A 23,236-nucleotide genomic window follows, 5' to 3' on the forward strand; every position below is an offset into this window, starting at 1 on the left:
TAGGCTCAATTTAAATAATTCAATATAAAATATATTATTCCTTTATTATAAAGAAAATAATATTTATTTTAGTTTAATCACAGGGTGTTTAGTGACCTGCAAATTTATATAATCAATTTCTTTATCCTGATTATTTTCTAATATAGAGTTCAAAATAGCAAACTTCTCTTCCAGCTTGTTATTTCTGCCCAGATTAACTCCGCCTCCCTTTCGCAGATAAAGTCTATAAATATCATCTCTAAAATCTACTTTTTTTATCTTTTTTAAATAATTTGATTCCAGATCATTTAATACTTTAATCATGTCATCTGTATAATGAGGAAATTTTATTTTATTACCGGAAAAATAATAAGGGAAATTTTCGAATTGAGGAACAGATAGTTCTTTATCCAATTTTTTTTCTCCTAAAATAATCCCGTCGGCAGAAAAAATTAACTTGTGCTCATTATTCTTAAGCCAGGCAATAGCCGTTCTTTCCTCTATGACAACATGTACTGTTGAAGGAAATGATTTTTCTATTCGAACAGATGAAATCAAATTATGTTTTAATAAACTTTTTTTTAATTCTTCTTCATTTAAAAATAATAAATTTTTACCATAGAATTTATTGATATTAGTCCTCAATTCATTTTTATCAATTTCTGTCCTGGAATGAAAAACAAAATCCCTGACATCAAAAAAAGGAGAAAAAAGAAATGAAATGAATGTTAAAAGTATAAAAAACAAAATTAATAATACTATTTGATATTTTTTCTCCATTAATATCCCTCACATGATTAAGAATCAACACTGGATTAATTCTTTTCTAATAGTTGATCTGAAAGCTCAGTAATATCTCCTGCTCCAACAGTCAAAATAATATCTCCAGCTTCAGCCTCAGTTAATAGTTTATCTTTGATTTTCTTAAAGTCAGAACAATACTGACATTCTACATCTGAATTTTTAGCAATTTTGGCAGCAAATTCAGTCAGAGAAATTGGGTGAGATTTCTTTTCAGAGGCAGAAAAAATATCTGTTAAATATACCTGATCTGCATTAATAAAAGAAAAAGAAAATTCATCTAAAAATTTCCTGGTTCTGCTGTATCTGTGAGGCTGAAAAACAACTCTAATTTTTTTATAATTCATTTTTTTTACTGCTTTTAAAAGTTCTCTGATTTCAGTAGGATGGTGAGCATAATCATCTACCAGATCAACTTGAGAATTTTTTATTTTTCCTTTTAACTCAAACCTGCGGCCAACTCCACTAAAATCTTTTAAAGCCAATTTAATTGCTTCAATATCAATATTTAGTCTGTAAGCTGCTGCCGCTGCCCCAAGAGCATTGTAAAGATTGTATTCTCCAGGAACAGAAAGTTCAATTTGAGCTATAAAGTTATCCTGATAATAAAAATCAAAAGAACTCTCAAAGTTATTATATTCAATATTTTTACCAGTAAACTCTCCATCTGATAGAGAAAAAGTGCTGATTTTTCTTCTTTTTGCAAAGAGGGAATTCAAATTATTATCGTCTTTATTATATAATAGAATTGACTGCTTGTCATTCTTATCGGCAAATCTTTTAAAAATATTCATAAATTCATCCAAATCCTGATAAAAATCAGGGTGATCCAGTTCCAAATTATTTAATAAAAGTAAATAGGGATCAAAATAAAGAAAAGAGCCATCACTTTCATCAGCCTCAGTAATAAAATATTCTCCTTTACCATCTGCTATATTACCATTAAGTTCTTTAAGAAAACCTCCCACCATAACTGCGGGGTCTTTTTTAGCTTTTTTGAAAATTGCAGCAATCATTGCTGTCACTGTTGTTTTGCCATGAGTCCCAGCAACAGCAATAGTTTTTTTATCTCTCATCAGATAGGCAAGCATTTCTGCTCTCTTTACAATTTTTATCCCCGCTTTTTTAGCTGCTTTAATTTCGGGGTTATCAGCTGGAATAGCACTGGTTTTTACTATTAAATCTGCTCCTTCAATATTAGCGGCTGCATGACCAATAAACAGCTCAACATCATATTTTTTTAATAAGTCCAGATATTTGCTGTATTTTAAATCTGAACCACTTACTTTATAACCTCTTTCAGCCAGGATTTCTGCAATACCACTCATAGAAACCCCACCAATACCAATTAAGTGAATATGCGAATTTTTATTAAGCAAAATAATCACCCTAAACTATATATTATATAAAAATATTGAATAAAAGTATTCTTATTCTGATGTTAATTTTTCAATTACTTTAATTAATTTTTTGAGAGAATCTTCTTGAGAAAGAGCCCCAGCTGCCTCTGACATTGAGCGCAGCTTTTCCTCATCTTCAATAATCTCCCTAACTTTATCTAACAAAATCCTCCCACTAAGCTCTGATTCTTCCAGCAAAACTGCAGCACCATTTTTTTGTAGTGCCTGAGCATTAAGCAGCTGATGATTTTCTGCTGCTCCTGCAAAAGGAATTAAAATTGACGCTTTTTTTGAACTAGTAATCTCAGAAAGACCTGTTGCCCCCGCTCTAGCTATAATTATATCAGCAGCTGTTAAAGCATATTCCATCTCATCTAAATAATCAATAATCTTTAGCTGAGGTTTTTCGGGATCAATACCCCATTTTTTAAGCTGATCAATAAGCAAGCTGTAATTTTTTTTACCACTTAGATGAATAATTTGAATGTTGTTTTGAAGCGCATATTGGTAAAGTTCTACAACATTCTGATTAATCACTTCAGCTCCCAGGCTGCCTCCAGTTATTAAAATTGTTTTTAACTCAGTCTGTAAATTTAATTCCTGATGAGCACGCTCCGAATCTACATTAAATATTCGAGGACGGACAGGATTACCTGTAATTCTTATTTTTTTTTGGCTAATATTAAAATATTCACCTGCTTCTGGGAAATTCAAACAAACTCGGTCAACCACCCTGGCCAGTAATTTATTTGTAATTCCAGGATAGGCGTTCTGTTCATGGATTACTGTTTTTTTCCCTAACAGAGCTCCAGCTAAAACAACTGGTCCAGCTACAAAGCCTCCAGTACCAATTATAACATCTGGCTTAAACTCTAAAATTAATTTAATAGCTCTAAAAAAAGCCTTAGAATTATAAAATATTGAAGATATAATTTTAGTTGAAATTTTACGAGGAAGTGGTCTCACAGCAAGCCCTTCAAAATTAAAATTTGCTGCTGGAACAATTTCTGATTCCATCCGATAATCAGATCCAAGATATAAAATTTCCCAATCTTTATTTTTTAATTCTTCAGCAACAGCAAGAGCTGGATAGATATGTCCACCTGTTCCACCACCTGTAATAATTGCTTTCATAAATTTCTCATCCTTCAACATAACATGATATATTTAACAATAAACTTAATGCCACTAAGTTAATAACAAGTGAAGAACCACCATAACTAATAAGCGGCAGAGTAATTCCGGTAACTGGCATCAAAGAGGTTACGACTGCCATATTTATTAAAGCCTGAATAACTATCATTGAAGTTATTCCTACAGCCAGCATTGATCCAAAAACATCATCAACTTTAGCTGCAATTTTCAAACCACGCCAGGCCAGCAAAAAATACAAACTTATAATAAACAAAGTCCCCAGCAGTCCAAATTCTTCTCCCAGTACAGCAAAAATAAAATCTGTACCCGGCTCAGGTAAATACAAAAACTTTTGATGACTGTTTCCGGCACCAACTCCAAAAAGTCCTCCAGAGCCCAGGGCCAGCAAAGATTGAATGATATGATAACCGCTATCTAAAGGATCGAGCCAGGGGTTTAAAAAAGTTAATAATCGCTCACGACGATAGGGTTCAGTTATAATAGCCCCCAGTGAAAGCAGAAAAGAAATTAAACCCAGAAAAATAAAAACAGAAATTCTGATTCCACCTATAAAAATCATAACAGCTGCAACCATTGCCAGAGTAACTGCTGTACCAAGATCAGGCTCCAGTAATATTAAAAAAGATATTAAAGCTATCACAAGCAGGGGAGGGAGAATTCCTTTTTTGAAATTTTTCATTTTATCTTTATTTTTATCTATATACGCAGCTAGATAGAGCACAATTGTAAATTTAGCAAGCTCAGATGGTTGAAAACTAATCGGGCCCAGAGGCAGCCATCGTCTAGAACCTCCTGCTATTTTTCCGATACCTGGAATTAAAACCAGGATTAGTGTTCCCAGTGATAGCAGTAAAAAATAAGGGGCCAGTTCTTTTAATTTTTTATATTTTAAATTATAAATAATTATTGATAAAACAAGAGCAACAACCAGATATTTTAGCTGATTTATAAAAAAGTAATAACTATTAGAAAAAAGTTGCTCTGCTTTGACTGAGCTGGCTGATAAAATCATAATTAGACCACTTAGTACCAGAGCCAGAATTGTAAATAATAAGATTAAATCGGGCAGCTTTTTTCTCATAACTTCTCCTTAATCAACATTTTTTAAAACACTTTTCTTAAATATTTTACCGCGCTCTTTATAACTCGAATACATATCCCAGCTTGGACAGGCAGGAGATAATAACAAAGTTCTATTTTGACTTAATTTAGCAACTCCTAGTTCGACAGCCTTTTCCAGACTCTTAACTTTAATTAATTCCAGTTCACTGTCTTTAAATAATAGAGCTATTTTTGCTGCAGTTTCTCCTACTAAAATTAAAGTTTTAACTTTTTCCCGGATTAACGAGGCAAGTTCAGTAAAGTCAGCATTTCTATCCTGGCCTCCTGCTATCAGAATTATATTATTTTCCAGGCTTTTTAAAGCTTTAATCGTAGCGGCAGGATTTGTAGCCTTAGAGTCATCAATAATTCGATAACCTCTCGAGTTATCAACTAATTCCATTCTGTGTGCCTGCAGTCTGTATTCTTCAGCTGCCTGCTGGATCTTTTCTAAACTCTGACCAGCCAGATAAGCTGCCAGTGCTGCGAAAGCAGCATTTTTCCGATTGTGTTCCCCAGGCAGATTAATCTTGCTAAAATCAAGCAGCCTTAAATCATCTTTTTTATAAAAAGCTTCCTGTTCAGTTATTATTAAATCCGCATTTTGAGATTTAGAACTGATACCAATAACATTAGCCTTTAATTCCTGCTGTAGTTGATAAAGATAGGGGTCATCAAAATTAATAATTGCCTGATCATTTTCTTTTTGATTGACAAAAATATTTTTTTTGGCCTTTTTATAATTGTCTTCATTGTGATGGCGATCAAGATGATCCGGACTATAATTTAGATATAGAGCCATATTTGCTCTGAAATCCTCAATCGCCTCCAGCTGAAAAGAACTTAATTCTAAAATCACCTTTTCTCCCGGCTGGAGCTGATCTATAATTGAAATAAAAGGAACTCCAATATTTCCTGCTACTTTAACCTCTTTTCCATCCAGATCTTTTAACATAGCTCCCAGAAGTTCGGTAGTAGTGGTCTTGCCATTGGTTCCAGTAATCCCAATTATTTCAGCCTCAGACTGTCTAAAAGCAAATTCTATTTCACTAATTGTCTCAATACCTTTTTTTCTCGCCTTTTTTAAAACTTCCAGATCATAAGGAACTCCAGGACTTAAAATAATCAAATCACTTTTTAAGATCTCATTTGTTCCATTTCCAAGTTCATATTTGATTTGATCACAATCCACCTGAGCTATTAAATGATCAAGCTCTTTTCTAGTTTTAGAGTCTGAAACAATAATTTCCAGATCAAATTTTGCAAGATATTTCACAACTTCAAGACCAGTTCTCGGACTAAAACCAAAAACTGCGACTTTTTGATAATCTAAATTCAATAAAATCTAACTCCTTTAAAATTTATATTCAATTACATTAATGAACTAATTGCAAATAAAGACAATATAATTGTAATAATCACAAAGCGAAATACTATTTTATTTTCTGCCAGTCCGCTGAGCTCAAAATGATGATGAAGAGGCGTCATCTTAAAAATTCTTTTCCCACCAGTAATCCTAAAATAAGGAACCTGAATCATTACTGAAATAGTTTCTATTACATAGATTCCACCAATAATAAGTAAATAAATTTCTGCTCCAGTCAAAACTGCTACAGCTCCCAAAAAACCTCCTATCGCCAGTGAACCAACATCTCCCATAAAAATTGAGGCCGGATTAGCATTAAACCAGAGAAAAGCCGTAGTTGAACCAGCCATTATCAACATTAAAAGACTATAGTCCTCAAGACCCTGAAAGAAAAATATTAACGCAAATGAAGCAGAAACAACAGCAGTTATCCCTGCCGCCAGTCCATCCAATCCATCAGTTAAGTTAACAGCATTAGAACTGCCTATTACAACTCCAAAAGTCAGAAAAAATTTAAAGAGCCTACCTATTTTTAAGGCACCAAAAAAAGGAATAATTAAACTTTGCTGCTCGGATATAAAAACTGCAGTTACTGCAATCACCAGGGCTGCTATTGTCTGTAAAATTATCTTATGCCAGGCCTTTAAACCCAGAGATCTTTCCAGTTTTATTTTTAAAAAATCATCTAAAAAGCCTGTTAAAGCCATAATGCAGGTTGATAACAAAACCGCAGCAGTTTCAAAATTCAAAGATACAAAAAAAAGGGAAACTAACAAAAAAACAGGTATAATTAACAGCCCTCCCATAGTTGGAATTCCTGCTTTTTGCAGATGACTTTCCGGACCATAGTCACGTACCTGCTGGCCAAAATTAATTCTCTTTATATAATTAATAAAAATATTCCCACCAGATATAATTACTAATAGTGGCAAAAGATAGGCTAAAATATATTGCATTTTAAAGCTCCTCAGTTTTCAATGCGGCAACAATTTCTTCCAGGTGATTGGCACGTGAACCTTTAATTAAAACTAAATCTTTAGCTTTTATTTCAGAAATGAGAAATTTAATACACTCTTTATTATCTTTTAAAATAACTATTCTTTCTGAATTCATCTCTAAACTGGCACCAGCCGCAATTTCTCTTCCCTCAGGACCAACTGTCACCAGTAAATCAATCCCTTTACCGGCAGCATAAGCTCCAATTTCTCGATGTTTACTGGAACTCTGATCCCCCAATTCCAACATTGAAGCTAAAACAGCAATAGTTCTCTCTGATTGATGTTCCATCAAAACATCTAGAGCAGCTTTAACTGCAAGCGGATTAGCATTATAACTGTCATTAATTATTCTGGCTCCACAGTTCAGTTCGACAAAATCCATTCTATTAGAAGAAAATTTAGTCTTCATCAAACCCTGCTGTATTTCCTCAAAACTAAGGCCATATAATAAGCCAGTTATAATAGCAGGCATTGCATTATAAATATTATGTTTGCCGGCTTTATTGAAGTTAAAAGAGTAATTGTCATCCTTATATTTAATATTAAAAGTTAAAATTTCATTTTTACTGTCAAAATTATATTTAATAGTCTGCAGATCAGCTCCACTGCCAAAACCGAAATATATTACCTTAGCAGCTGTTGTTTCCCCCATTTTTTTAGTATACGAATTGTCATAATTCAAAATCGCTGTACTTGAAGGCTTAAGCTGATCAATTAATTCTTTCTTTGCTTGAGCAATATTTTCCAGACTACCGAGCTGTTTTAAATGTGCTGCTGCAACATTTGTAATAATTCCAATGTCCGGTTCTGCAATTTCTGCCAAAAGTTTAATTTCTCCTGCTGCACTCATTCCCATTTCTAGCACAGCAACATCATTATCTGCAGTTAATTTTAATAAAGTAAGAGGAAGTCCAATATGGTTATTATAATTTCCTTCTGTTTTTAAACAACTAAATTTTTGCTTCAAAACAGAGTAGATTAAATCTTTGGTAGTAGTTTTACCTGCACTGCCAGTAACTGCAATAACTTTTAAATCGGAAAATGATTTTCTGTAATTATGAGCTAAATCCTGAAGAGCCTTTGTAGTATCAGCAACTTTTAAAACTGCTGTTTTAGAAGACTGCCCAAGCTCAGACTCAATTTTCCGATCAACAATTACCGCACTAGCGCCATTTTTTACAGCATCAGAAAGATAGAGATGACCATCCTGGTTTTCCCCAATAATTGCAATAAACAAATAGTTATCTTTAACATCCCTGCTGTCAATAACAACCTCTTCTATCATCTGATCTTTATTTCCCTGCAGCAGTTCTGCTTCTGTAAAATCAATAATTTGGCTTAAACTTAAATTATGCATTTAAATCCCTTTCATTTCCACTGCCGCCTGATGGGCTATCTGACGGTCATCAAGTTTGATCTTTCTATTTTTTAAAATCTGATATTGCTCATGTCCTCTCCCCAGCAGCATTACTAAATCATTCTTCTCAGCAATTTGGATTGCCTTCTCTATTGCTTTTTTGCGATCGGGAATAATCTCATAAGCATTAAATTTCTTGCTAAAACCTTTCTTTATTTCAGCAAATATGTTTTCTGGATCCTCACTGCGTGGATTATCATTGCTCACAATTGTATAATCTGCATATTTTTCTGCCAGAGAAGCCATTACAGGTCTTTTGCTACGATCTCGATCACCACCACAGCCAAAAAGAACAATTAATCTATTTTTTTCCATAGCTGAAGCAGTTTCCAGAACATTTTTCATGCCATCAGGAGTATGGGCATAATCAACAACAATTTGAAAGTCTTGTCCAACATTAATAATTTCAAAGCGACCTGGAACAGAAGAAATTTTAGCCAGGGCATTTTTAATTGTATCTTTTTTAATACCCAATAATTTAGCTGTAAGTATAGAAGCAAGCGAATTATAGATATTAAAAATACCACCCAAATTTAATTCAAAAAATGTATCTAACTTACCTCCGGTTCTGTATTCCATACCTTTTTGGTGAAGTTCATAATCAGTAGTATAAAGATCTGCAGTTTTCGCATTCAGACTATAAAAATAATTTTTCCCACCTGATTTTTCTTTTATGTAATCAGAATTGGAATCATCAAGATTAATCACTGCAAATTCAGCCTGAGAAAGTTGAGCAAATAATCTTGCTTTAACTTCTCTGTAGTTTTCCAGATTTTTATGATAATCAAGGTGTTCAGGACTAATATTAGTAAAAATAGCAGCAGCAAACTTCATACCATAAACCCGATATAAGTCAAGTGCATGAGAAGAAACTTCCATAACACCGTATTTAACTTCTGCTTCCCGCATTTGAGAAAAATATCTATATAAATCAATAGATTCTGGAGTTGTTCGGCTTGAGTCAAGCTCCTGCTCCCCAATTATATTCTTGATTGTTCCAAAAAGAGCAGCTTTACCTTTAGCTTCCTTTAAAATATTATATAATAAATAAGAAGTTGTTGTCTTACCATTGGTTCCTGTAATCCCAATCAACTTTATATCTTTTAGAGGATTACCAAAAAAGTTCTTTGCCAGCTCTGCCATGACTTTTCGACAATTATCAACTTTAATATAACTAATTCCAGTCTGATATTCTAACAGATCTTTTTCGATAACTACAGCAGCAGCTCCATTTTTAATGGCCTGTTCAATAAATTGATGGCCATCTACTTCAAATCCGTTAATTGCAATAAATAAATTGTCTTTTTCAATTTCTCGTGAATCATATTTTACTTCTGTGATTTTTTGATTTAAGTTCCCCTGTTTTAACTCAAAATCTATATTTTTAAATAATTGTTTTAACTCCATATCAATATAACCTCCATAAAATATAATTTTAACTAACGGAGTTTTAAATTTATTTTATTTGAACTTTTAATTCTGCGTCCTGGATAAATTGACTGACCAATAACCTTACCAGAACCACTGAGACTAACCTGCAGCCCTTTTTGTCGGGCAAGTTTTACTGCTGCAGTTCCCTGCATACCCCGAAAATCAGGTACTGGTATTAAAATATTTTCTTTATCTTCTTTTTGGCTGAAAAGCCAGACTGTAGAATTGTAATTGCTCTTAACTCCGGACACAGGCAGCTGAGTTCTAACTGTTTCTCCATCTCCAATTAGTTTAACATTAAATCCAGCTTCTCTCAAACGTCTTTCAGCATTTAAAAAACTTTGTCCTGTTAAATCGGGAACAGTTACTTCTTTTTGTGAATTATTATAAACAAAATTTGCTTCCGGATCCGGTTTAATATTTAAGTAATTTAAAATATTTTCAGTTAAATTTTTAAAAACAGGCGCGGCAGTCTGACTGCCATAATAAGTTTCCCCTTTGATATCATACAAGATAGTCAAAATCACTAAATCTCTATCGCCAGCTGGAACTATACCAATAAACGAAGAATCATAAATATCTTCATTATAATGCTTGGCAGTACCTGTTTTTCCACCAATTTCGTAACCCTCAATCGCAGCATGAGTTCCTGTCCCACTCTCTACGACCTGTTTTAATAATTCCTTTGTCTTATCAGCTGTGCTTTTAGATATAACTCTTCTGACAAGCTGAGGCTCATTGATAATATTTTTAGTTCCTGCACCAGTATCAACCTCTTTAACCAGCCTGGGACGCATTAATTTACCCTCATTAGCAACTGCTGAGATGGCAGTTGCCAGCTGAATTGGTGTCACAGAAATCCCGTGACCAAAAGAAAAAGTTGCCAGTTCTACAGGACCTATTCTCTGATATTCGGGGATAATGCCTCTAGCTTCTGCAGGCAGTCTAATCCCAGTTTGTTCTCCAAAACCAAAAGCTTTAATATAGGAATAAAAAGTCTTTTTATCCATTTTCATTCCTACTTCTACAAAGCCGGGATTACATGAATTTTTAATAACCTCAGCAAAGGTCTGTTTTCTATGTCCTCGACTGCTCCAGCAGTTTATCTCTTCATTTTCGACATATATATGTCCGGGATCAGTTAAAATATCATTTTCAGTAATTACTCCTTCTTCCAGAGCCGAAGCAGCAGTTATAATCTTAAAGGTTGAGCCCGGTTCAAAAACATCATTAATAGCTCTATTTCGCCAGTTTTTTTCAGGATAATCTCCAAATTGATTTGGATCATACAGCGGAGTATTAGCCATTGCAAGTATGTCTCCATTCGAAGAATCCATTACAATTACCGAACCACCAGAGAAATCAAATTTATCAGCAGCATCTTTTAGTTCTTTTTCTGCCATATACTGAATTACCTCATCAATAGTCAGATAAACATTATAACCATCTCTACCCGGTACAGCTTCTCTAATTCCATTCGGTATAGTTTTCCCCTGAGCATCTTTCTCTATAATCATTTTACCTGCTTTGCCACTTAAATAGTTATTATAAGATAATTCTAGTCCATTAAGTCCATTATTATCTACTCCAGTAAATCCAATAATATGAGATGCCAGCTCTCCTTCAGGGTAATAACGTTTGCTTTCCTCAGTAAATGTAATCCCTTTTAAATTTTTTGCTTCGATTTTTTTATATAATTCATCACTAACTTTTCTCTGCAAAAAAATTGCAGCTGCATCAGAAGTTATTCTGCCATAAATAGTTTTATAATCAATATTTAAAATCTTATCCAGTTCAGCTGCAGTTTTTTCAGGATTAATAATATTATCCGGCAGAGCAACTACAGTCTTAGCTGGTAAGCTGACTGCTAGTTTCCTGCCGGTATTGTCATAAATTATTCCTCTTTCTGAATCAACTACAAATTCTCTTATTCGCTGGTTTAGAGCTTTATGTTCATATTCTGCACTATTAATGACCTGGATCCAGACAAGTCTTAGTGCCAGGATAATAAAAAGTATAAATATTATAGCAAAATAGAATATTATTCTATTTTTTGAGCTTTCTTCAAATTGCTGCAAATTTAATCCTCCTACTCAAGTGATTCAGCCTGAACAGTAATAACTTCTTTTATTATTTTATCATAAATTTGCGCTAAGAAAAACTTTTCTTTTGGAAGATCAGCCATATATTTTTCTTCTTTTTTTAACTGATTATTATAAACCAGAGTTTCTTTTTCACTTGGTTCTACCATATTTAATTCTTTTTTAGCAATTTTTTCTATTTCAGCCAGTGAAGTTTTACTTGCCAGTTGAACTTCAAGCCTCTCATTTCTTGATTTAATAGCTTCCAGTTTGGATTCAAGACCCAGCAATCTGGAACTGCTATGATTAATATTCAAAATTTGAGAAACATATAACAAAATTGAAATACTAACAAAAACCAGCATAAATATGTATAAAATTGTAAAGGCCTGTTTTTTTACATTAGTAAAATTATAGGATGATTCATTAAGATAACTGCTTTGTGAAGCGGAATTAACATAATCCTGACCCTGATACATTTTACTACCCCCTTTTAATTAAATCTTCTCAGCTACTCTCATCTTGGCACTTCTCGAGCGTGGATTTGCCTCTTTTTCTGTTTTAGAAGCTTGAATCGGACTTCGGGTTATGACTTTTACTTCTGCTCTTTTATCACAGACACAAATTGGAAAATCCGGTGGACAGGTACAGTCGTTTGCCAGATCTCTAAATTTGTGTTTAACTATTCTATCTTCCAGTGAATGAAAAGTAATAATTACCAGTCTGCCACCGGGATTTAGATAAGAAACTGCCTTATCAATTAAATTTTTGAGTTGTTCCAGTTCATTATTAGTTTCAATCCTTAATGCCTGAAAAGTTCTGCGAGCAGGATGACCACCACTCCTTCTGACTGCTTTTGGAATAGCTGCTTTAATAACTTCAACCAGATCACTCGTTGTGCTGATTTCTTTTTCTCTGCGCATTTTTACAATGAATTCTGCTATTCTGGCAGCCCAATTTTCCTCTCCATATTCAGAAATTATTTCTTCTAACTGCTTTTTAGAATAATTATTTACTATATCCCTGGCTGATAACTTCTGTTCAGGATTCATTCTCATATCAAGTGGACCATCATTTTGATAACTAAAACCCCGCTCAGGATTATCAAGCTGTGGTGAAGAAACACCTAAATCAAAAAGCATTCCGTCAACTGCTTCAATCCCCAATTTGGCAAAAACTTTGTCAAAATCCTGAAAATTAGAATGTTCCAGAATTAGTCTGTCTTCAGCTGGGAATTTTTCTCTAACCTCCTTAATAGCAGCTGTATCACGATCAACTGCTACTAGTTTACCTTTTTGAGATAGGTGTTTTAAAATTTCCGAACTGTGACCTGCTCTCCCCAGAGTTCCATCGAGGTAAGTCCCATCTTCTTTTATATTAAGATATTCAACTGCCTCATTTAATAATACTGCCTGATGTTCAAATTCCATATTTGTCCTTTCTAGATTCCCAACTCTTCCATTGCATCTGCAATATCTTCATAAGAATCTTCTACATCATCCATGTAGCTATCCCATTTTTCTTTGGCCCAGAGTTCAATTCTATTTGCCAGACCAATTATTACTATTTCATGTTCAAAATCTGCATAATCTCTTAAATTTATAGGTAGGGAAACTCTTCCCTGTTTATCTAATTCACATTCGTTGGCTCCTGAAAAGAAAAAGCGGACAAAATTACGGGCATTTTTGCTTGTCATAGGTAGGGAAGTTAATTTTTTTTCTAGTTCTTTCCATTCATTCATGGGATATAAAAACAGACAATTATCCAACCCTCTGGTGATGACAAACTGCTCACTCAAGTCATCTCTAAGCTTAGAAGGAATAATTAAACGTCCTTTTTTATCCATATTATGAGTGTATTCTCCCATAAACATAATATCACTTCCCACTTTCCACCCTTTTACTCCACTTTCCACCACTTAATAAATTTATTCTACATCAAAGAGAAAACTCCTTTATATTTTCAAAAAAAAATTATAAAATTTTACCAGCCAGAAATAATTACTAATAAAATTGAAAAAACCCACCAAATATGGTGGGTAATTAATCATTATTTAAATATAATTTGCGGGCACGTGATATTTTATTAAATCCATATTTTCTCTTCAGCTCGTCAATAGTCTGATCCAGCTGATCTTCATTAGCTTCAGCAAATAAATTCAACTGTTCCTGTCCTTCCAGACATAAGTTAGAAACTCCTATTCCAAGCAAGCGAAGTGGTTTATCCAGTAAATTATTTTGAATTAATAAATTTTTTGCCCGCTGATAAATTTCTTCACTGCTATTTACGGCAACTTTAAGAGACTGCTGCCGGCTATAAGTACTAAAATCTGAATATCTAACCTTAATAAAAATAGTCGCGCCTTTAATTGAATTACTATGAAGACGAAAAGAAACTTTTTCGCTCATTTTAAATAAATAGGCAAACAGCTTATCCCGATCACTTATGTTCTCAGCAAAGGTTTCCTCATGACTGACTGATTTAATTTCATTTTGACTTTTTACATCTCGATTATCTATTCCACGCGAAAGAAAAAAGAGCTTGACACCTGCTTTCCCATAACTTTTCTTTAATTCTTCCAGAGAATATGGCCAAATATCACTGGCTTTATAAATCTTTTTTTCAGCCAGTTTTGCTGCAAAAACATCCCCCACTCCCCATATTTTATCAATATCAAGATTCCGCATAAACTCCTTAATATCTTTTTTTCTAATTACAGTCAGCCCATCGGGCTTATCATAATCAGAAGCAAGTTTAGCCAAAAATTTATTTATTGAAACACCTATTGAAATTGTTAAATCAGTTTTTTGCTTAACCTCAGCTTTTATTTTTTCTGCAATTTCAATAGAATCTCCATATAATCTCTCACAACCTTTAACATCCAAAAAAGCCTCATCAATAGAAAGTTTCTCAACTAAGGGAGTATATTTTTTTAATATCGCAAAAATCTCCCCGGACACTTTTTTATAAAGTCCATGTCTTGCCGGAAGATAAATTCCAGCCGGACAGAGCTTTTTAGCCTTAGCAATTGGCATCGCCGAATGGACTCCAAATTTTCTAGCTTCATAAGAAGCCGTAGAAACAACTCCCCGGTTACTTAAACTTACCCCGCCAACAATTACAGGCTTTTTTTGCAGTTCGGGATTTTCTCGCTGCTCCACAGCTGAAAAGAAAGCATCCATATCTGCATGTAAAATATGAAGTTTACTCATTTATTTATCCTTTTTTAAGGCAAGTTCTATCAGGTTATCTAAAAGTTCAGAATATGAAATTCCACTTTCCTCAAAAAGCAGAGGATACATACTAAATTTTGTGAATCCAGGCATAGTATTAATCTCATTTACTAAAATTTGATCCTGTTCTTCATTTACAAAAAAATCAAGTCTTGAAATTCCTTCAGCTCCAACAGCTCTAAAAGCTTGTACAGAAAGATTACGAATTTTTGCTTTAGCAGCAGGAGAAAGTTTAGCTGGAATAATTAGTTCAGTGCTCTGGTCTTCATATTTCGCCTGATAATCATAAAAATCATGAGTAGAAATGATTTCACCAGCAGCAGAAACTTTAATATCTTTTTCACTACCGAGAACAGCTGACTCAAGCTCTCTTCCCTCAACGTTACTTTCTAAAATTAGTTTTTTATCAAATTCAAAGGCTTCATTAACTGCCCTGGCAAAGGACTGCAAATCATTTACTCTGCTGATTCCAATACTCGATCCCATATTAGCTGGTTTAATAAAAAATGGCAGACCTAAATTTTTAGCAAACTCATTAAAAAAATTAGAGCTTTTCTGCTGACTGTAATCCATTTTTTTTAAAATTTCAAACTTACTCTGAGGAATACCATTATAAGCAAAAATTTGTTTCATATATGCTTTATCCATTCCCACTGCAGAAGCACGGAGATTACAGCCAACATATTTAATATTTAAAACATCTAAAAAACCCTGAATCTTCCCATCTTCACCAAATGGTCCGTGCAGAACTGGAAAAACTAGATCGATTTTATTTTCTAAAAGATTAAGAATTCCCTCTGGCAAAACATTTGTCCTTTCGACTTCTGGAACTCTTTTATCTTCACCAAATAAAATCTTTTTTGAAACAGCTAAAGACCTGAAATACCCATTTTTACTAATAGCAATCGGAAAAATATTATATTTATCCTGATTAAGAGCCTGAAAGATGGAGCGAGCAGAGAGCAGAGAAACCTCATGTTCAGCTGATCGTCCCCCAAAAAATAGGGCAATGTTTATCTTTGATTCAAACAATAAAATCTCCCTCCATTTTACTTACTAAAATAATCGATTTTCATAACTTCTCTGACTTTTTCCATTGTCTTTTGTGCCTCTTCTCTAGCCTTTGCTGTACCATCCATTAATATCTGATCAACAAGTTCTGGATTCTCAAGATATTTTTTTCTTCTTTCTCTCATTGGATCAAGGAAAGCATTTAATTTTTCCGCCAGCCGCTTTTTACAAGCAACACAGCCAATTGTTCCTGCTCTACACTTTTCGGCGATTTCATCGGATTCTTCACTATTAAAAGCTTCGTGATAATGATAAACAGTACAAACTTCTGGATGACCGGGATCATCTTTATGGATTCTGGCGGGATCAGTTTTAGCCTGCATAATTTTTTGCTGTACTTCTTCCTTACTGTCACTTAAATAAATTGCATTATTTAAACTTTTACTCATTTTATTCTTTCCATCAAGCCCCATCAACCTTGGGAAATCACTAATTAAAGCTTCAGGCTCCGGGAAAACCTCACCATACATATTATTAAATTTACGAACAATTTTTCTAGTCTGTTCAATATGTGGTATCTGATCTTCACCAACTGGAACCAGATTTGCCCGACAGAAAGTAATATCTGCAGCCTGACTTACTGGATAACCTAAAAATCCATAAGACATTTCTTTATAGCCATACTGTTCAGCTTCAGATTTGATTGTTGGATTATGGCGCAGCTGATTAACTGTAACAATCATCGAATAAAAAATAGTCAACTCAGCAATTTCTGGAACTAAAGACTGAACAAAAATCGTTGTTTTTTCTGGATCAATTCCTGCTGCTAAATAGTCTCTTGCAACCTGTCTTACATCTTCACTTAATTTCTCCGGCCTATCAAAATTTGTAGTTAAAGCCTGTACATCTGCAATTATTAAAAATGTATCATATTCATCCTGCAGCTCGACACGATTCTGCAGACTACCAACATAATGGCCTAAATGTAATTTTCCGGTCGGCCTATCTCCAGTTAGAATTCTTTTTTCTTTTTTCTTTGACAAAATTATCACCCTCTGTTATATAATAAATTTTACTTGAATATCCAAATAATTTCTGCTAAAATTAAATAAAAGATAATAATGATTATTAATTAAGCTTAGGAGGAATAAAATGAGTAAGAAAACCAGAATGACTAAACAGCGTAAGGCAATATTGAGAGTTTTAAAGAGTACAAAATCTCATCCTACAGCTGATTGGATATATGAAAAAGTAAGAAAGGAAATACCTAATATCAGTCTGGGAACTGTTTATCGTAATTTAAATGTTTTAGCTGAACATGGTGAAATTACTGTCCTGGACTATGGAAGCAATCACAGCCGCTATGATGGCAATCCTGATCATCATTATCATTTTCGCTGTGAAAAATGTGGCTCAGTATATGATTTAGATATTGATCTAAGTTCAGACTTAAATAATAAAATAAATACTGAAACAGAATTTATCGCACATTCACATCGTTTAGAATTTAGCGGTATCTGTCCGAAATGTCAGCAGAAAAATTAAATTTTTTCTGCTTCTTTTTTTGCCAGACTATCAACTTCCTCATTATATCGATCACCACTATGCCCTTTTACCTTTTGATAGCTCAATTCAAATTTGGAACTCAGCTGATCCAGCTCCTGCCATAAATCCTGATTGGCAACTGCATTTTTACTAGAAGTTTTCCAGCCATTTTTCTTCCAACCTTCAACCCAGCTTGATAAACCATTTATAACATAACTAGAATCACTATGGAGTTCTATCTTTTTATTTTCGGGAATAACTTTTAAGGCCTCTATTACAGCTCTTAGTTCCATTCTGTTATTTGTAGAATCCGTTTCTGCCCCAGAAACAACTTTTAATTTTTCTAAATTAGAATCCAAAATAATTGCTGCATATCCGCCCGGGCCTGGATTTCCAAGACAGGCTCCATCAGTATATACTTTAAACTCCTGATAGTTAGTCAGGTCAATATCTCTTTCAATATCTTCAATTATTTTTTCTTTCTCAGATATACCCTTTTTTTTGCCAGCTTCAACTTCCAGTTCTTCTAAAAGTTCTGCTGCCCTTCTCATATGGGGAATTACAATTGATCCGCCAACAATCAGAGCCACATTTAAAGCTTCATAGATTTCTGCTTTACTCCAGCCCGCTTGATAAGACTCTATAATATGATATGTAATGCAGTCATCACATCTTAAAACCATTGAAGCAACAAGCCCCAGCAGCTCTTTAGTCTTCGCAGGAAGCTCTCCATCCTGATATACCTTATGATCGAGATTAAAGAACCTTTTTGTATTTAAATCTCCTTCCTGTAAAATAATATCATTCATTTTTTGACGAAACTGATTAAACTCTTCCTTTTTTCTGCTCATAAAAACACCTCAAACTATATCATTTAAAATCAATAAAAGTTTAAAAGAAACCGGACAGCAAAAAGCCGTCCGGGATATTTAAATATAAATATTCAATTTGCCAGAAGTTTATTATTTCTTTATCTTATTTAAATAATCTTTTACATCGGCAACTGTTCCTAAATTAAGAACTTTTTTGCTTACTTCTTCTGCTTCACTTAAAGTCCATTTGGTCAGAACCTCTTTAATTTTTAAGATTGAAACAGCACTCATACTGAACTCATCCAGACCGGCTCCCAGCAAAAATGGAAGTAACAGCTCTTCTCCAGCTGCTTCTCCACACATACCAACCCAGATATCTTCGGCATGAGCTGACTCAATAGTCTTTTGAATCATCCTCAATACCGCCGGATGGTAGGGAGTATGCATTCCTGCAATCTGTTCATTCATCCTATCTACTGCCACTGTATACTGAATTAAATCATTGGTTCCAATGCTGAAGAAATCAACCTCGCGGGCAAGTTTATCAGCTATCATAACAGCTGCAGGAATCTCTATCATCATTCCCAGATCAATATCTGGATTATATTCCAATCCTTCTTCTTTAAGCTCAGCCTTAGCCTCTTCTACTTTTTCTTTAGCAGCCAGAAGTTCATTAAGAGAAGAAATCATCGGAAACATAATTTTCAGATTTCCATAGCTGCCGGCTCTTAACAATGCCCGCAACTGCGGTTTGAAAATATCATCTCTTTCTAAACAGACTCTAATAGCTCTATAACCCAAAAATGGATTCATTTCATCAGGAAAATCTAAATAGGGCAGTTCTTTATCTCCACCAACATCCAGAGTCCTGATAATTACTGGCTTATCTCCCATCTTCTCTGCAACTTCTTTATAAACCTCAAACTGTTCTTCTTCAGTAGGTAATTCGCTACGATCCATGTATAAAAATTCACTTCGGAAAAGACCAACACCTTCCCCACCATTATCTAAAATAGGTACAACATCTTTTAAATTACCCATATTGCCAACAATTTCTACCTGATGTCCATCCTTAGTTTCTGCTTTTTTATCTTTAAAAGCTTTTAATCTTTCCTGCTCAGCTTCATATTCTTCTAATTTTTCTTCATATTTATCTAATGTCGACTTATCCGGATTAAAATATATCTTTCCGCTGTTGCCATCTACAATAATCTTCATTCCATTTTCAGCTTTTTCGATTAATTCACTACCCACTCCCACAACGGAAGGAATTCCCAGCGAACGGGCCATAATTGCAGAGTGAGAAGTTCTTGAACCCTCTTTTGTTACAAAAGCTAAAACTTTTTCCGTATCCAGCTGAGCTGTATCCGAAGGTGTTAAATCATCTGCAATAATAATAACCTCTTCGTCCATTTTATCAGCTATATCTTCAATACCAAGTAAATTTTTGATAACTCTCATGCCGACATCTTTAATATCAGAACCACGTTCTCTTAAATATTCATCATCCATTGCCGCAAACATAGCAGCAAATTCATCAATTACTTCTTTAACTGCAGCTGCTGCATTCAGCTTATTATCTTTGATCTTATTTTCGAATGCAGGTATTACCTCGGGATCATCTAAAATCATTAAATGAGCAGCAAAGATTTCTGCTTTTTCTTCTCCGAGTTTTTCAGCAGTTTCTTCTTTTAACTCTTGCAACTGTTTTTTTGATTCAGTAAGAGCATTATGTAACTTTTCAATTTCCTGCTCAACCTGATCATTTTCAATATTTTCTTTATCAATTTCAATTTCTTTTTCTAGCTTGAGTAATGATTTTCCAATAGCAATACCAGGGGAAGCAGCAATTCCTTCCAATAAAATCACTATTCGTCCTCCTTTGCCATTTCAACCTCAATGAAATCAACAAGTTCTTCTACTGCTTTATCAGCATCTTCACCGTCTGCTCTGACAGTAATTTCATTTCCTTTTCCTACTCCCAGGCTCATTACACCCATAATACTCTTTGCATTGACCTCTTTTTCTTCAAAAACTATCTCAATTTTTGAATCAAATTTACCTGCTTTCTGCACAAACTGAGCTGCAGGCCGGGCGTGCAGACCGGTCTTATTAGTGATTATAACCTTCTTTTCTTTTACCAATCTGATCATCCTTTCAAAATTTTTTATTAATACTACTCATCTATATATTTTAACATAAATGTAACATTAATTTCATCCTTTTTTACAAATTATTTTTATTTAATATTGATTTTTTTTCAATTGCTGCCAGTACTTCCTCCAAATTTTTTCCTAGACTGGCTTCCACAGCGGCTAAAACAGCACCCTCTACAATAGGAGCATTAGCAAGTTTTATTTTTTTCTGCTTATCTTCAGAAAGCCATTCTTTAACCATGTTAAAGCTCATTACAGCACTACCAAGATCAGCTAGTACTACTATGCCGTCCTGACAATCCATGCTTTTTAGCTTTTTTTCGATCAAATCAGCATCTGTCCCCATTTGACCATCACCAGTGCCGCCAGCTACCTGAATATCAACTTCAGCCTGTTTCATTTCTTCAGCCAGTTCCTTCGTTCCCTCAGCAATTTTTTCACTGTGGGAGATAATTAAAATATTAACCATTATTACACCTCATCTTTTTATTTTAAAGAATTCTTTATAAAGGTTTCAATTATTAAATAGGAAGAAGTCGCCCCTGGATCCTGATGTCCGATACTGCGTTCTCCCAGATAACTTGCCCGACCTTTAGTAGCCTGCATCTCTATTGTATTTTCCATTCCAGCAGCAGCGGCCTGTAGACAATTTTTTAAGGCTGTATCCAGATCAAGATTATTATCCCGACTCTCTTTGAGTGATTCTGAAGCGGGAATTAAAGTATCCAGCATTGTTTTTTCTCCAGCCTCTGCCCTACCTCTTTTCTGAATTCCAGCAATTGCCTCTTCTGAAATTTCTACTAAGTCCTCCAGATCAAGTCTACTATCAGCAATCACTTTTGAAATATTTAAAAATGCTGTACCATATAATGGTCCTGAAGCACCACCTACGTTGGAAATGAGAGTCATTGCAGTTAATTTAAATACTTCACTTCTGCTTTCAAAACTTCCGTTCTCCAATTTATCTTTTAATTTTTTAAAACCCCTGGCAAGATTTACACCATGATCACCATCACCAATAGCTGCATCCAGTTCAGTTAAATAATTCTTATTTTCAATTATTACATCTGCAGTTTTCAAAAATAATTCTTTTGTTTTATTAGCCATAATTTTACCTCAATTCTATTTTAATAAATTAACTTCAGTCTCTGCTTCTAATAAATTAGTCAGATCTCCATCTAATTTCAAAATAGTTAGCGAGAGCCCCTCCATTTCAAGAGAAGTCATAAATTCTCCAACATAATTTTTAGATATTTTTATACCTTTATTTGATAGAAAATTATTTGCCCGTCTATTTGCTATATAAAGTTCCATTAGTGGTGTACCGCCCATGCCATTTACCATCAATGCAACTTTATCATCTTTTTTTATTTTTAGATCTGTTAAAATATCTTTTAACAACGAGTCAACTATCTCATCTACTTTTTTTATTTTTACTTTTTCGGTGCCAGGCTCACCATGGATTCCAATCCCCATTTCCATTTCGTCTTCAGCCAGACTAAAAGTACTATTTTCTGCTGCTGGCAATTGACAGGGATTAATGGCAACTCCTTTAGTTCTGACATTTTTTATTACTTTTTCAGCGCTTCTTTTGACCTCTTTAAGTTCTGCGCCCGAAGCTGCTTTTGCACCAGCAATTTTATGCACAAAGACTGTACCGGCAACCCCACGTCTGCCAGTTGTATAAAGGCTATCCTCTACTGCTACATCATCATTAACAATTACCTGCTCAATTTCTATACCTTCAGCTTCAGCCATTTCGGCTGCCATCTCAAAATTCATTAAATCTCCTGTATAGTTTTTAATGATCAGCAGAACTCCATTCCCACTATCAACTGCTTTAACCGCCTCAAAAATCGCATCCGGAGTAGGAGAAGTAAAAACATCCCCAGCCACAGCAGCATCCAGCATACCCTGCCCTACATAGGCAGCATGTGCAGGTTCATGGCCACTTCCACCTCCACTTACCAGGGCAACTTTTTCCACAGGTGCATCTTTTCGAAGTACAATATTATATCCATCTAATTTTTCCAGGCGGTCATTACTTGCCATTACTATACCTTCAATCATTTCCTTAACTACATTATCTGGATCATTAATCAATTTTTTCCCCATCTATATCACCCTTTTAATTAAAATCCCATAACTTATAATCACTTGTTGAAACTGCAAAAATACCTTTTTCTTTTAAATCAGCAACTTCTTCCATCGATTTTATCAAACCACCTGCAATCACTGGATAGTCATATCTGCTCTTTTTTTGTCTATTGATAAAATATGGTGCTGCAATTCCGGGCAAGATTTCAACTGCATCAACAGTTTGAGGATTAAGAGATTTTTCTGCACTGAGAAGAGAGGCTGAATCCAAAAGAAAGACTCTCTGCACAGTCATCAGACCATGTCTGGAGGCTTCTTTAATTAAATAACCTTTTGTAGAAATTATTCCATCACAGAGATTATTTTCTGCTAAATATTTAATTCCTTCCCTATCATGAGCGATTCCACTAACCAGATCAATATTTACCATTAAAATTTTATCACTGGCATGAGCCAATTCCATTGATTTTTTTAAATCAAAAATTGAACCAGTCAATAAGAAAATTAATACTGCTTTTTCAATATTCATTGCTCTCTCTAAATCCTTTATTTCCCGAACTGCAGGAATAATAGGATAATTTTTAAAATAACCAACTAGATGTTTCAAATCTCTTCCTCCCTAAGAAAACTCCCAGCCATCTGACCGGGAGTAA

23 protein-coding genes and 1 pseudogene are annotated in these 23,236 nt (G+C 34.2%); 1 reads left to right on the forward strand and 23 read right to left on the reverse strand.

The features are described 5' to 3' along the window. Nucleotides 1-63: 63 nt before the first annotated feature. From BW929_RS08910 to trpS, 15 genes are all read right to left on the reverse strand, one after another. On the reverse strand, nucleotides 64-759 hold the full coding sequence (locus BW929_RS08910) for a cell division protein FtsQ/DivIB (RefSeq protein WP_076545106.1): 696 nt from the start codon (nucleotides 757-759) through the stop codon (nucleotides 64-66). A gap of 35 nt (nucleotides 760-794) precedes the next feature. Continuing rightward, the gene (murC, locus tag BW929_RS08915; RefSeq protein ID WP_234978087.1) at nucleotides 795-2,168 is read right to left on the reverse strand and encodes a UDP-N-acetylmuramate--L-alanine ligase; all 1,374 of its coding nucleotides are present in this window, start codon (nucleotides 2,166-2,168) and stop codon (nucleotides 795-797) included. 42 nt (nucleotides 2,169-2,210) lie between these two features. Beyond that, on the reverse strand, nucleotides 2,211-3,314 hold the full coding sequence (gene murG / locus BW929_RS08920; protein ID WP_076545110.1) for an undecaprenyldiphospho-muramoylpentapeptide beta-N-acetylglucosaminyltransferase: 1,104 nt from the start codon (nucleotides 3,312-3,314) through the stop codon (nucleotides 2,211-2,213). A 7-nt stretch (nucleotides 3,315-3,321) separates the two neighbouring features. Beyond that, nucleotides 3,322-4,416, reverse strand: a complete 1,095-nt coding sequence (gene ftsW, locus BW929_RS08925) for a putative lipid II flippase FtsW (RefSeq protein ID WP_076545111.1) — start codon at nucleotides 4,414-4,416, stop codon at nucleotides 3,322-3,324. A gap of 9 nt (nucleotides 4,417-4,425) precedes the next feature. Continuing rightward, a complete protein-coding gene (gene murD, locus BW929_RS08930) occupies nucleotides 4,426-5,775 on the reverse strand; it encodes a UDP-N-acetylmuramoyl-L-alanine--D-glutamate ligase (protein WP_076545113.1) in 1,350 nt (449 codons plus the stop codon). A 32-nt stretch (nucleotides 5,776-5,807) separates the two neighbouring features. Next, a complete protein-coding gene (gene mraY / locus BW929_RS08935) occupies nucleotides 5,808-6,758 on the reverse strand; it encodes a phospho-N-acetylmuramoyl-pentapeptide-transferase (protein WP_076545115.1) in 951 nt (316 codons plus the stop codon). A gap of 1 nt (nucleotide 6,759) precedes the next feature. Next, nucleotides 6,760-8,157 (reverse strand): UDP-N-acetylmuramoyl-tripeptide--D-alanyl-D-alanine ligase, encoded by a 1,398-nt coding sequence (locus tag BW929_RS08940; protein ID WP_076545116.1) that lies wholly within the window; start codon nucleotides 8,155-8,157, stop codon nucleotides 6,760-6,762. After that, nucleotides 8,158-9,624, reverse strand: coding sequence for a UDP-N-acetylmuramoyl-L-alanyl-D-glutamate--2,6-diaminopimelate ligase (locus BW929_RS08945; RefSeq protein WP_076545118.1), 1,467 nt, complete (start codon nucleotides 9,622-9,624; stop codon nucleotides 8,158-8,160). A 32-nt stretch (nucleotides 9,625-9,656) separates the two neighbouring features. Beyond that, nucleotides 9,657-11,726, reverse strand: coding sequence for a PASTA domain-containing penicillin-binding protein (locus tag BW929_RS08950; protein ID WP_076545120.1), 2,070 nt, complete (start codon nucleotides 11,724-11,726; stop codon nucleotides 9,657-9,659). Between the two features lie 11 nt (nucleotides 11,727-11,737). Beyond that, nucleotides 11,738-12,208 carry an FtsB family cell division protein gene (locus BW929_RS08955; protein WP_076545121.1) on the reverse strand — a complete coding sequence of 157 codons (471 nt, stop codon included), beginning with the start codon at nucleotides 12,206-12,208 and terminating at the stop codon, nucleotides 11,738-11,740. An 18-nt stretch (nucleotides 12,209-12,226) separates the two neighbouring features. Further along, nucleotides 12,227-13,159 carry a 16S rRNA (cytosine(1402)-N(4))-methyltransferase RsmH gene (rsmH, locus tag BW929_RS08960; protein ID WP_076545123.1) on the reverse strand — a complete coding sequence of 311 codons (933 nt, stop codon included), beginning with the start codon at nucleotides 13,157-13,159 and terminating at the stop codon, nucleotides 12,227-12,229. Between the two features lie 11 nt (nucleotides 13,160-13,170). Further along, complete coding sequence (gene mraZ / locus BW929_RS08965; protein WP_076545166.1) at nucleotides 13,171-13,602, reverse strand: division/cell wall cluster transcriptional repressor MraZ; 432 nt, start codon at nucleotides 13,600-13,602, stop codon at nucleotides 13,171-13,173. Between the two features lie 169 nt (nucleotides 13,603-13,771). Continuing rightward, on the reverse strand, nucleotides 13,772-14,941 hold the full coding sequence (locus BW929_RS08970) for a DNA polymerase IV (RefSeq protein ID WP_076545124.1): 1,170 nt from the start codon (nucleotides 14,939-14,941) through the stop codon (nucleotides 13,772-13,774). Further along, the gene (locus BW929_RS08975; RefSeq protein WP_076545126.1) at nucleotides 14,942-15,994 is read right to left on the reverse strand and encodes a D-alanine--D-alanine ligase family protein; all 1,053 of its coding nucleotides are present in this window, start codon (nucleotides 15,992-15,994) and stop codon (nucleotides 14,942-14,944) included. A gap of 17 nt (nucleotides 15,995-16,011) precedes the next feature. Then, a complete protein-coding gene (gene trpS / locus BW929_RS08980; protein WP_076545127.1) occupies nucleotides 16,012-17,016 on the reverse strand; it encodes a tryptophan--tRNA ligase in 1,005 nt (334 codons plus the stop codon). A 109-nt stretch (nucleotides 17,017-17,125) separates the two neighbouring features. Here trpS and BW929_RS08985 point away from each other — a divergent pair, with 109 nt between their 5' ends. Beyond that, nucleotides 17,126-17,518, forward strand: a complete 393-nt coding sequence (locus tag BW929_RS08985) for a Fur family transcriptional regulator (protein ID WP_076545129.1) — start codon at nucleotides 17,126-17,128, stop codon at nucleotides 17,516-17,518. Here the strand turns inward: BW929_RS08985 and rnhA are convergent. The 8 genes and pseudogenes from rnhA to BW929_RS09020 all read right to left on the reverse strand — a co-directional run bounded on the left by rnhA (nucleotide 17,515) and on the right by BW929_RS09020 (nucleotide 23,190). Next, a complete protein-coding gene (gene rnhA, locus BW929_RS15630) occupies nucleotides 17,515-17,961 on the reverse strand; it encodes a ribonuclease HI (RefSeq protein WP_407645379.1) in 447 nt (148 codons plus the stop codon). The two genes, BW929_RS08985 and rnhA, sit on opposite strands and share 4 nt — an antisense overlap. A gap of 150 nt (nucleotides 17,962-18,111) precedes the next feature. Further along, nucleotides 18,112-18,369, reverse strand: a pseudogene (locus tag BW929_RS15635) (carboxymuconolactone decarboxylase family protein); the annotation flags it as partial. 111 nt (nucleotides 18,370-18,480) lie between these two features. Further along, on the reverse strand, nucleotides 18,481-20,199 hold the full coding sequence (ptsP, locus tag BW929_RS08995; RefSeq protein WP_076545132.1) for a phosphoenolpyruvate--protein phosphotransferase: 1,719 nt from the start codon (nucleotides 20,197-20,199) through the stop codon (nucleotides 18,481-18,483). Beyond that, nucleotides 20,199-20,474: an HPr family phosphocarrier protein gene (locus BW929_RS09000; RefSeq protein WP_199505754.1), complete on the reverse strand. Its 276-nt coding sequence runs from the start codon at nucleotides 20,472-20,474 to the stop codon at nucleotides 20,199-20,201. Before BW929_RS09000 ends, ptsP begins: the two co-directional genes overlap by 1 nt. Nucleotides 20,475-20,556: 82 nt before the next feature. Next, entirely contained in the window at nucleotides 20,557-20,955 is a 399-nt protein-coding gene (gene dhaM / locus BW929_RS09005; protein WP_076545135.1) for a dihydroxyacetone kinase phosphoryl donor subunit DhaM, read from the reverse strand. A 17-nt stretch (nucleotides 20,956-20,972) separates the two neighbouring features. Continuing rightward, nucleotides 20,973-21,593, reverse strand: coding sequence for a dihydroxyacetone kinase subunit DhaL (gene dhaL, locus BW929_RS09010; protein WP_076545137.1), 621 nt, complete (start codon nucleotides 21,591-21,593; stop codon nucleotides 20,973-20,975). 15 nt (nucleotides 21,594-21,608) lie between these two features. Continuing rightward, nucleotides 21,609-22,601 carry a dihydroxyacetone kinase subunit DhaK gene (gene dhaK / locus BW929_RS09015; RefSeq protein WP_076545138.1) on the reverse strand — a complete coding sequence of 331 codons (993 nt, stop codon included), beginning with the start codon at nucleotides 22,599-22,601 and terminating at the stop codon, nucleotides 21,609-21,611. Between the two features lie 13 nt (nucleotides 22,602-22,614). Further along, nucleotides 22,615-23,190 (reverse strand): glycerol-3-phosphate responsive antiterminator, encoded by a 576-nt coding sequence (locus BW929_RS09020; RefSeq protein ID WP_076545140.1) that lies wholly within the window; start codon nucleotides 23,188-23,190, stop codon nucleotides 22,615-22,617. Between the last annotated feature and the right edge of the window lie 46 nt (nucleotides 23,191-23,236).

Origin of the sequence: Halanaerobium kushneri (assembly GCF_900156285.1) — a bacterium.
In the GTDB taxonomy this organism is placed as follows: Bacteria; Bacillota; Halanaerobiia; order Halanaerobiales; family Halanaerobiaceae; genus Halanaerobium; species Halanaerobium kushneri.